General features: G+C 56.3%; 9 protein-coding genes. 1 reads left to right on the forward strand and 8 read right to left on the reverse strand.

Annotated elements, in window-relative coordinates:
- Positions 1–29: 29 nt before the first annotated feature.
- Entirely contained in the window at positions 30–863 is an 834-nt protein-coding gene (locus tag MKY12_RS25100) for a hypothetical protein (RefSeq protein ID WP_339250721.1), read from the forward strand.
- 54 nt (positions 864–917) lie between these two features.
- Here the strand turns inward: MKY12_RS25100 and MKY12_RS25105 are convergent, their stop codons facing one another.
- From MKY12_RS25105 to MKY12_RS25140, 8 genes are all read right to left on the reverse strand, one after another.
- The gene (locus tag MKY12_RS25105; RefSeq protein WP_339311370.1) at positions 918–1,346 is read right to left on the reverse strand and encodes a TetR-like C-terminal domain-containing protein; all 429 of its coding nucleotides are present in this window, start codon (positions 1,344–1,346) and stop codon (positions 918–920) included.
- A 1,000-nt stretch (positions 1,347–2,346) separates the two neighbouring features.
- Positions 2,347–3,342 (reverse strand): MBL fold metallo-hydrolase, encoded by a 996-nt coding sequence (locus tag MKY12_RS25110; protein ID WP_339311371.1) that lies wholly within the window; start codon positions 3,340–3,342, stop codon positions 2,347–2,349.
- Between the two features lie 41 nt (positions 3,343–3,383).
- Positions 3,384–4,121 carry a class I SAM-dependent methyltransferase gene (locus tag MKY12_RS25115; protein WP_339250727.1) on the reverse strand — a complete coding sequence of 246 codons (738 nt, stop codon included), beginning with the start codon at positions 4,119–4,121 and terminating at the stop codon, positions 3,384–3,386.
- Positions 4,122–4,418: 297 nt separating this feature from the next.
- Positions 4,419–6,146, reverse strand: coding sequence for an alpha-glucosidase (locus MKY12_RS25120; protein ID WP_339311373.1), 1,728 nt, complete (start codon positions 6,144–6,146; stop codon positions 4,419–4,421).
- Positions 6,147–6,399: 253 nt separating this feature from the next.
- The gene (locus MKY12_RS25125; RefSeq protein WP_339311375.1) at positions 6,400–7,701 is read right to left on the reverse strand and encodes a collagen-like protein; all 1,302 of its coding nucleotides are present in this window, start codon (positions 7,699–7,701) and stop codon (positions 6,400–6,402) included.
- A gap of 376 nt (positions 7,702–8,077) precedes the next feature.
- Entirely contained in the window at positions 8,078–8,848 is a 771-nt protein-coding gene (locus tag MKY12_RS25130; protein WP_245368363.1) for a Cof-type HAD-IIB family hydrolase, read from the reverse strand.
- 396 nt (positions 8,849–9,244) lie between these two features.
- A complete protein-coding gene (locus MKY12_RS25135; protein WP_339311378.1) occupies positions 9,245–10,387 on the reverse strand; it encodes a homocysteine methyltransferase in 1,143 nt (380 codons plus the stop codon).
- Positions 10,384–11,136: a HesA/MoeB/ThiF family protein gene (locus MKY12_RS25140; protein ID WP_339311380.1), complete on the reverse strand. Its 753-nt coding sequence runs from the start codon at positions 11,134–11,136 to the stop codon at positions 10,384–10,386. The genes MKY12_RS25135 and MKY12_RS25140 overlap by 4 nt, the downstream gene beginning before the upstream one ends.
- Positions 11,137–11,168 lie beyond the last annotated feature (32 nt).

The raw sequence follows: 11,168 nt of genomic DNA on the forward strand, positions 1-11,168 counted from the left end.
ATTCATAAAAGGAAAGGTGCGAAGTGTGCATGACCTATTCGTTCGTAGTGAAGCCGCTGGCTGTCCAGGATTTCGAGAGTGAGGATGAGCGGATTGAGCGGTGTAAGGAATGGAATCTTCTGCCCGGTTCAGCCACCCGGGTCAAGACTTATCTGTACAAGCGGCAGGGCCTGACCCTGCCTTGTGAAATTATAGGGTTTGTGGATAATCAGACGGTGGTGGTCCAGTTCGAGAATAAGCAGCAGCATTGTATCCACCCGGCCTACCTCAAAGAAATGCAGACCGCCAGCTTCGGCCAGCGTGCGCAAGCAGCGGCGGATGCACGGTACGAGGACCCGGCTGAAGCTGCCGGAGAAGCCGAGTTGCTGGAGAACCAGCCGGTTGAGGAGGTTCGCGGTGAGGATGATGCGGAGGGTGCGGGAAGTGCTGGTGCTGCGGTGGGCGATACTGCGGAGCGTTCAGAGAGTGGGATTGCTGCGGAAGGCGTGAGTGCTACGGAGACAGCGGCTCCGGCAGAGAAGCCGCGTAAGCCAGCGGCCTCCAAAAAGAAGCCCGCCCTGCAGCTGCCCGAAGACAAGCTCAAGGTTACAGCGGTTGTCAAAGAATTCACGACCGTTCCCAACCACTTTTCGGATAACGATGATGAAGTGATTATCTATGAAAATGTAGCGATAGAAGGGCATGAGCTGGCCATTGACGAAGTCTGGTCAAGCCATAGCGCCACGCTGAAGAAGCTGGAGCTGAAGGAGGGCGACCCTGTTTCTTTTGAAGCGAAGATTGTAGCCAAGAAGCTCTCCCAGCACCCGGTCAAATACAAAATCAACAACCCGTCCAAGATGAAGGTGATCCAGCCGGATTCTTAAGAATGGGGATAATTGCAGACCGCAGGCCACTGGACGGCACCGTCAGATTATTGTCTAGGGCAGAGCGTCCAGCGGCTGCGGTCCCATTTGGTTGCGTTCGAGGAGGATACTGATATCCTCCATCAGCTTTTTGGCCGAAATAGGCAGTGAGTGTGTAATCCACCATTCCATGACTCCCACAGCAGCCGAAGCCATAAAATGCAGCAGCATCTCCTTGTTCATCCCCCGGTTCACACCCTCCATATCGATCTGCTCCGCCAGTCCCTCCATCAGCATGGCATGCAGACGGCTTCTGAAGGTAGGAATGCCGCTGTTATTAATGAGTGTAATGAAGACGGTAGCATGCTGCTCCACATATTCAGCCGTACGCAGCAGGGGACCGGAGGAGGTGAAATGCAGATTCTCCTGGACGCCCATACAGCGGTCACGCAGCTCCGTCATTTCCTGCTCAACACACTGATCCAGCAGATCATATTTGTCCACAAAATGCAGATAGATAGTCCCTCTGCTGACATTAGCCCGCTCCGCAATCTCATGTACCGTAATCTTCTTCCATCAGACTAAGAAACGCCTTAAAAATAGCATCCCGCGTCTTCCCGATCCGCCTATCCACAGCCATCCCTCTTACCTCTCCTTCCTCAGAGCCCTTAGTTGGGTTCATCATATTTATCAGTTGTCAAAAAATCAACAGGTGTGCAGAATTCAGGGGCATTTGTGCTCTTCATTTACGCTCCCCGCCCACTTTCGCCGAATTCAGGGGCATTTGTGCTCCTCAGTTACGCTCCCCCGCCCACTTCCGCCGAATTCAAGGGCATTTGTGCCCTTCATTTACGCTCCCCACCCGCTTTCGGCGAATTCAGGGGCATTTGTGCTCTTCATTCAGACTGCTCAAAGGGATTTATCCCTTTCATTTCTACACATCTGCCATTTCCAGCTGAATCAATGGGATTTATCCCTTTCATTTCTGCTCATCCGCCATTTTCAGCTGAAACAATGGGATTTATCCCTTTCATTTCTACACATCCGCCATTTTCAGCTGAAACAATGGGATTTATCCCTTTGAATCTCATACCTCACCGCTTACAGCCAACTTTGGAGGAGGGATGAGATGAGTAGTGTTGTTTTCAGGCTACAAGTTTTCACCAACGAATTAGTCATTTCTTCCAGGCTTTCCAGTTCTCTAGGTTCTCAGAATAATGTGAGGGTAACATCAGGCGAATAAGCGTGTTAGGGTCAACGGGTTGTATGCAGCGGGGTATCAGCAGCGGGTTGTACCATTGAGTTACGGGTTGTGAGTTACGGGTTGTGAGCTTAAGAGTTATGAATTGTGAGTTACGTGTTATGAGCTACTTGTAATTGGCTGAGTGTGATGAGCTACGTGTATGTGTTATGAACTACATGTGATGAGCAGCGGGCTATCGGCAGCAGATTACAGTATGTAGTAATCTGCTGCCAGGAGCACGCACTGCTTCCTCGCGCCAGTCTACTCCACAGCCGTGAAAAGCAGGCCGCGGCCTGGCCCGGCCTCCGTCTCGGCCGCCCGCCCCCGGCGCACCAGCTCGGCCAGATGGGCCAGCGCCTCGCTCATGGCGAACCGCATCTGGTGCGCTGTCGCGACCCGGCTGCGGAACAGCCCATCGCAGACCGCGAACCCGCTCTGCGGTCCGCCTGCGAGCAGCGCGGCTGTAGCATCCAGCCGCTCCTCATGGTGCCGGAGCAGGCTGTCCGCCCGCGCCGTGAACCCCGGGAACGGTTCCCGGTGGCCCGGGAACGCCAGCGTAACCCGCAGGCTGCGCAGCTCCCGCAGCCCCTCCAGGAACGTCAGCAGCGGCTGCGGATCGCTGCCCGGCTGCAGGCCGACATTGGGCGAGATCTGCGGCAGCACAGCATCGCCGCAGAGGATCTGCCCGCTGCCGCCGTGGTAGAACGACACATGCCCCGGCGCATGCCCGCCTGTGATAATGGGCTGCCATTTCCGGCTGCCCATCACAAACGTCTCCGCGGCATTGATATAGGTGACCTCCGGCTGCGGGGTCACCTCGGGCAGGAAGCTATCCAGATGCTCCCGGATACCCAGAAGCCACTCCTCCGGCATGCCATGCCGCCGGAAAAAGAGCGGCAGCGCCTCATTCAGAATCGCCTCGTCCCCCCAGGCCAGGGCAGCCTCGGCATGCGCCCGCTCGCTCATCCACACCCGCGCTCCGCTGCGGGACTGCATCCAGCCTGCCAGCCCGTAATGGTCGGGATGATGATGGGTCACCACGATATCCCGCACCTGCGTCCAGGTAAGGCTCAGCGCCTCGAGTACCCCCTGCCAGGCAAGCTCGGCAGCCGGTGTATGCGGGCCTGGATCAATGACCGTAACCCTGCCGTCCTTGTCCGGCAGAAGATAGCTGTTAACCTGGCGCAGCGGCAGCCCCATTGGTACAGATACCTGAAGAACTCCTTCGTCCCAAGCTTGAATGATCTCCTTGTTCAACCTTCCTTCGCCTCCTCTAAGCCCTCTCCCTGATGCCATCTCTAAGGTCTGCCTCCCATGAAGATCATGCGGGCTGAGGCTTCAGTGTCATATTCCTCTTCATCGTAGCCGCCGTGAACGGTATCCAGCCGCAGCCCGGCAGCGTCAAGCATTCTGCGGAAATTCTCCAGCGTGTAGAGCTTCACCCGTTCCTGGCACCTGCGGGCCGGAGCGCTCCCGGTCTTCGAGGTCAGCAGGATCTCCTTTTTCACATACCCCTCCTCGATCCGGCGGGTCTCGTCAATCGTGATATCTCCATCCTCGCGGACCGAATGGGGCACCAGATGGCGGATGACGTAAGCCGGGTTCAGGAAATCAATGAGGAACCGGCCGCCCGGCTTCAGCATCCGGCAGATCTCCTTAAGCACCTTAATCTGCTCCTCATCCTCTTCAAAATACCCAAAAGAAGTGAACAAATTGACCACAGCATCGAAGCCGCCCGTAAGCGGAAGCTCACGCATATCCGAGCGCAGCCAGGTTACCTGCTCCGCACCCGCCTGCGCACGCGCCTCACGCAGCAGCACCTCCGACAGATCCACGCCCGTTACTTCATAGCCAGCCTGCGACAGAGCCAGCGAATGGCGGCCCATGCCGCAGCAGAGGTCCAGCACCTTCGCGCCCCGGGGCAGGCCAAGCCACTGGATCAGGCTCTCCACCTCATGACGCGCACCGCTGAAATCCCTGTGTCTGTATACAATCAGATAGTCCTCGCCAAAACATTGCTCATACCACTCACTCATCTGTCTCCTAACTCCCTCCATACCCCGCTTCACCGCACGGGCTTATCCCTGTCTCTAATAACGCCTATTGTACCGCCTTTTAGTGTAGAAGCCCAGCGAAGTCACAGACCTGCAACACATAATCATTTATTTATAATTAAAGGAATAGGATCACAGTGCGGGTTAAAAACGTAATAATTCTCAATACTTCGCGACGTATATGTATTCAGTCTTCCGCATAACAAACAGCAGTCCCGGCGTTCCCGCCAGAACTGCTGCACATCTATAGGTCGGTTGTGGATTCGTTCGGTTCTATGCTTAATTATCGCTTGGGTTCGCTTTAGCAGACCCCTTATCCAACCGCTGGAGATACACGCGCGCTTCATAAGGGCGGAGCTTCAACTGCTGGAGATCCTCCTCCTGAGCAGGCTCATAATTGGAGATCAGCATCTCCAGCTTCGCGGCCGGCTGGAATTCCTCCGGCAGCTCGAATACCGGCTCATGCCCGAAGAAATTCAGGATCACGAGCAGGCGCTCGTCCTCCAGCGTCCGGGTATAGGCATAGATTTCGGGATGCTCCTTCAGCAGCAGTCCATATTCGCCGTAGACGATGACCTGATGTTTTTTACGCAGCTGGATCAGCTTCTTATAATAGTTGTAAATAGATTCGGGGTCCTTGACGCTGCTGGCTGCGTTGATCTCCCGGGAGTTCGAGTTGACCCTGATCCACGGGACACCTGTGGTGAACCCGCCATCCTCGCCATCATCCCATTGCATCGGAGTCCGGGCATTGTCGCGGCTTTTGGTATGAATAGCAGCCATGATGTCGGCTTCGGGAACACCGGCGTTGCGCTTTTCCTCATAATAGTTCAAGGTCTCCACATCCCGGTAATCATCGATCGACTCGAAGGCCACATTGGTCATGCCGATCTCCTCACCCTGATAAATATACGGCGTGCCTTCAAGCATATGAATGAAGGTGGCGAGCATCTTGGCCGACGGAACCCGGTAGTACAGGTCATCGCCGAACCGCGAGACCGAGCGCGGCTGGTCGTGATTACACAGATAGTTGGCGTTCCAGCCCCGGTTATGCAGGACGGTCTGCCAATCGCTGATGATGGTCTTAAGCTCCGTCAGCTTCCAGGGCACCACATCCCATTTCCCGCTGCCCGGCGAGGCGGCATCCAGATTCATATGCTCGAACTGAAAGGTCATATTCAGCTCGCGGCGTCCGTCTCCAACATAATCCAGCGCCTGCTCCGGCCCGAGGCCGGAGGTCTCCCCTACCGTCATGATGTCGTAGTAATAGAGCACCTGATCGTGCAGATTCTGCAGCAGGGTATGCACATGATTCAGGTTCGAGAACATGTCATAGGCGCGGACAGTGGGGGTGCCGCCGGGATTCAGGGCATCCGGGTAGCCTTCCGCCTTCACGATATGGGCAATTGCATCAAAGCGGAAGCCATCCACACCCTTCTTCAGCCACCATTGCACCATCTCGTGCAACTTGTCGATGACGGCCGGATTCTCCCAGTTGAGATCGGGCTGGAACCTGGAGTACAAGTGCAGATAATATTCATCCGTCCGGGGGTCAAGCTCCCAGACCGAGCCGCTGAAGTAGGATTCCCAGTTGTTCGGGGGGCCGCCGTTTTTGCCTTTGCGCCAGATATAATAGTCCCGTTTGGGATTATCCTTCGAGCTTCTCGACTCCACGAACCACGGGTGCTCATGCGAGGTATGGTTCAGCACCAGATCCATCATCAGCTTCATGCCGCGGGAATGCATCTCGCGCAGCAGCAGGTCGAAGTCATCCATCGTGCCGAATTCCTTCATAATGTCGCAGTAGTCGCTGATATCATAGCCATTGTCATGGTTCGGGGATTTATAAATCGGGCAGACCCAGATCACATCCACCCCGAGGTCCTGCAAGTAATCAAGCTTCGATAAGATCCCGCGCAGATCTCCAATGCCGTCACCGTTACTGTCCATGAAGCTAATCGGATAGATCTGGTAGACAACACTCTCTTTCCACCATTTAGGGTTCACTTCAGATACCTCCGCTTCTCTCGATTCCTATGGTGCTAGACATAATAATATATCTTAACCATACTGGCTGAAGTGAATAACAATTTATCTAAAAAGCGTATAACTGCTCCTTAGTGTCAACCCCAGAACAGCAACTTCAACAACTGCGTATCTACAGGCCTTATAGACCCTTGCCGAAAAAAGAAAGGGCGGAAACCTGATCAGGTCCCCCGCCCTCTATACAACCCTGCTCTTCATCCTTGCAGTTGATCTGCTAGGCCAACTGCTTAATCACAATCGAAGCATTGACATTGGCTTGTGTGCCCCCAGCCAGCGTCTGCAGTGTGACGGCGGCAGACGAGCTGTGATTCCGGAGCGTCAGCACATCACCTGAGGATAAAGCGATGATCGCCTGCCCGGTATTCTGCTGAGTGCCTGCGCCCGATCCATAGACCGTTCCCGGAACCTGTGCCCCATTCACGAATAGGGCGAACTGGCTGGGCTCCACACCGGATACCGAGAAATTAACCTCATAGATTCCGGCATTGGCAACCGAAATTGTAGTTGTCCCAGGGGCATGTGTAATTCCCGGGGTAATCAGCCCATTCGTATCAAAAGACACATCTGCCTCAATCGGCACTACCTGTGCTCCGAGGTTATATACATAAGCAAACTGGGCGATTCCTCCAGCCGCTCCTGTGGCCCCGGTTGCACCCGCTGGACCGGCAACTCCTGTTGCCCCTGTGGCTCCAGCTGGCCCTGCTACACCTGTAGCGCCTGTGGCCCCGGCGGGCCCTGCTGCACCTGTAGCGCCTGTGGCCCCGGCGGGCCCTGCGGCTCCATCTGCTCCGGCAGGACCTGCCGGGCCTACAGGGCCTGCCGCTCCGCCCGCTCCTGCGGGTCCTGCCGGGCCTACTGCTCCCGCAGGTCCTGCGGGTCCTACGGGGCCTGCGGGTCCTGGTGCGCCCGCTGGCCCTGCCGGGCCAATCCCTCCCAGCGCTCCGGCTATCCCAGCTGCACCTAACGCACCAGCTGCTCCTGCGGCTCCGGCTGCTCCGAGTGCACCCTGAGCTCCGGCTGCACCCAATGCTCCGGCGGCTCCCGCTGCACCCAGAAGCCCGGCAGCCCCGGCTGCTCCACGGGCACCAGCTGCCCCGCCTGCTCCTGCGGCTCCGCCTACGCCTGCGGCTCCGAGCGCACCAGCCGCTCCCGCGGCTCCAAGTGCACCCGCTGCTCCCGCTGCTCCAACCGCCCCAAGCGCACCGGCCGCTCCGGCCGCTCCGAGCGCACCTGCTGCTCCGGCGGCTCCCAGCGCTCCGGCTGCTCCGGCTGCTCCAGCTGTTCCCAGTGCTTCTACAGCTCCAGCCGCATTCAAGGCTCCTGCGGCTCCGGCTGCACCCAAAGCACCTAATGGAATATTGACGCGGACAATTTGCTTTTTGACGATAATATTTTTCTTGCAGCTGCAATTGTTGTCCTTCCGTTTTCTCACGGGACGTTTCGCTCTCGGCAAAGGGCATCCGGTAAGCTCCTCTGTGCAGCCCCGCTTTTTCTTCTTATGTTCCGTACGACCCATATTTGACACCTCCTATAGACTCTATGTATCCTACTCCGTTCACCCAGAAAGGGCATGGACATTCATCCTGTAGGCAAATAATTATTTTATGGAAAAGTGGTTAATTGTACAGGATGGACAAGCTCAATTCACCCCGTCAGGCCGGAATTTGTTCTCATACCCGCTCACCACCCGTCCACCAAAAACATATACTATTGCCGGACAAAAAGCTTTCATTGCCCCGTTGATCATATTTGATTGCAATGCAAAAAAGAGTATTCCATTGCATAAACTGCAATCGAATACTCTTCCAGTAAAGCACCATGCTAAATCCGGGAGTAAGAATATCACCTCAAGAGTTCAATGAAGTGAGACCATAGCAACCGAGTGCTCCTATTTACAGCAGCCCGACCATCTTCAAGCCTTCATAGATCCCGTCCTCGCGGACAGATTTCGTAATGAAGGAGGCGGCCGCCTTCGCTGCCTTCTCGCCGTTGCCCATGGCAATGCCATACCCGACATACCCCAGCATCTCCACATCATTCAGGCCATCGCCAAAAGCATAGACCTCTTCCTTCTTCACCCCGATCACCTTCAGCATCTCCGCGATCCCGTTCGCTTTGGAGCCGTTGCCGGGCAGCACATCCATACACAGCGGGTGCCAGCGGATGAAATTCAGCTCCGGGTACCGCTCGGCATAGATCTGCTGACTCTCCTGCGGACAGAAGATCATCGCCTGGTAAATGTCATTTTTCAGAAAATATCCCGCATCATGCGTCGGAAATACCAGCTTCAGCGAACCAACGCTCGTATTGATGTACTCATGATCGGCCACATTCACTCTCATGCCCGCCGTATCCGTATACGCAACAGGGTGATCCAGCTTCTCCGCGAACAAGGTCAGCTCCTCCAGCACGCTGGTCGCAATCGGGTTCTTGTACACCGGCTTCCCTTCATAGACTACATACTGCCCGTTCAGCGAGACATATGAGTCAATTCCCAGCTCCCCGCGCAGCCCCTCGAACATATAATCCGCTCTTCCGGTAGCAATTGCTACATGGTGCCCGCGTCTCTTCAGTTCCGCTATCGCTTCTCTGGTGGAAGCCGGAATATTCTTGTCTTCATCATAGATCGTACCGTCAATATCGAAAAAAATCGTTTTCTTCAAAGTGATGCCTTCCCTTCTCCATACGCTCTGCCTATTTACAGCCTGCTCAAATTGTAACAAAATCCTCCGTCAAAGTAGAGTCTATTCTCCCCCCGGCCTGCCAGCCCCGGATATCATCAGCCGTTGTATTCCAAAAAAAGCTGCGCCGCACTCCACATGGAGGACAGCCCAGCTTAAGCATCCGCATATATAAAACGCACTTATAGTAGAACTCAAAGCTTGGTCGTCACTGCGGTGAACATTTGGACTTCCGGCCGCTGTTGTATTTTGGATTTCCTAATTGCAACCACTCCTCGTGGTAGAAATCCAAACACAAAGGCGGTCGCTATCGCTCCTCCAGTTCCAAATTTCCCCTCCGCTTCTTTTTGCTTTTTGTTAAATTCTTTAGTGCGTTGCCTACACCGCGTTCTGCGCGCGCTGCTGCTCTTCCATCAGCCACTGCAGCAGCATGACTTCCGGCACAGTGCCCTTGCGGGCCTCCGCGTAGGCCCGGACCTTCTCCAGCAGACGGCCGGCCGTCTCGGCGCTGACCGCAAGTCCCTGCTGCTCCAGCACATGGGCCACGCCGCCGCTGCCGGAATGCTTGCCCAGCACATAGCGGTGCGCGCGGCCGACCACCGCCGGATCGAAGAACTGATACGTCTCCTGCTCCTTCATCAGCCCGTCCACATGAATCCCGGATTCATGGGTGAAGGCGAGCTGTCCCACGACCGGCTTCGCATCGCCGACACTGCGGCCGGACGCGGCAATAACCTTGTCCGCGAGGCTCTGGAGCCCCTCCAGCCGGACCGCGCATTCCCCGCCGTACAAATAGCGCCAGGCCATGGCTACTTCCTCCATGGCCGCATTGCCGGTCCTCTCGCCGATCCCGGCCACCGTCGTACTGGCCCACACCGCTCCGGCGGCGATGCCGCTGAGCGTATTCGCGCAGGCCAGCCCGAAGTCATTGTGGCAGTGTACCTCCAGCTCCACATCCCCAGGCACTGCGCCCAGCAGCTGGTTTACCCGCTCTGCCATCTGGCCCGGATGATGGGCTGAGACGGTATCTGCATACCGGAACCTGCGGATGCCTTCCTTGTATAAGGTATTCACCACTTCGATCAGGAAGCCTATATCCGCCCTGGAGGAGTCCTCCATGCCTGCCGATACAGTCATACCCTGCCGCAGCCCGTACTCCACGGTACGCAGCAGCTTGTTCAGACCTTCCCGGGGTGTCAGCCCCAGCTTGCCCTGCAGCTGAATCTCCGACACCGGAATGGAGATATGGCTCCAGTTCACGCCGGTAGCCTTGGCCTTGTCAATATCCCCTGGCACCGAGCGGTTCCATGTCATTAGCTTCATGGGTAATCCCAGCTCAGCAACAGCGGCAATATCCTCCTGCTCCCGCTTGCCCATGGCAGGAATGCCTACCTCTGCTTGCTCTACTCCGCTCTCCGACAGCAACTTTGCGATTTCCAGCTTTTCCGCCCTCGTGAATGATACTCCAGCCGCCTGTTCACCATCCCTGAGTGTCGTGTCACATAGCTTGAGACGTTTCACGGTTTACCTCCCTCTCCGCAGCAAGCGCAATTCGGATTACGGGCAATACGGACGCTATAACAGGCGAAGTCGAGTGAGCTGAAGCGATGCATTACGCCCGCGTAAGTTGTCCCTACCCCTGTAATCCATTTTACGGCCTCCAGCGCTGCCAGACAACCGGCAATCCCGGAGGTGGCGCCCAGAACCGGGAACCCGAGCGGCTCCCACTGCGGCGGCACCACCGGATACAGGCACTCGAGGCAAGGCGTAAGTCCGGGAATCACCGTAGTAAGCGATATTTCAAAGCCATACATGGCCGCTTCCACCATAGGTGTATTCGTATCGACACATAGCCGGTTCAGCGCATAACGCTCCGGGAAGTCGTAGCGGGCATCGATGACAAGATCGGCTGCTTCCACCCAAGGCCATGCCGCAGGATATTCAATTCTGGAATTATAGCCTTCAATCTCTACATGCGGATTCAGCTGCTTCAGCCGGGCAACCGCCGTACTCATCCGCTCCTGACCCAGATGCCCGCTGTCCATCAGAATCTGCCGGTTCAGGTCAGGGGCTACAATGACACCCTCATGGGCCAAAATAAGCCGGCCTACTCCAGCCGCCGCCAAATAGAGGGCAGCCGTTCCGCCAAGCCCGCCGATTCCGGCCACCATAACCGTCGCTTCCTTCAGCGCCTTCTGCCCGTCTTCCCCGACCAGCTTCAGCTGCCGGGTGTACCGTTCCAGCTCCAAACCTCCGGCAAGCTGCTCCATCCCTGACTCCCCCTGTGACCACTTATATTAGA

The sequence above is a fragment of the Paenibacillus sp. FSL M7-0896 genome, from assembly GCF_037975415.1.
In the GTDB taxonomy this organism is placed as follows: Bacteria; Bacillota; Bacilli; order Paenibacillales; family Paenibacillaceae; genus Paenibacillus_AQ; species Paenibacillus_AQ silagei.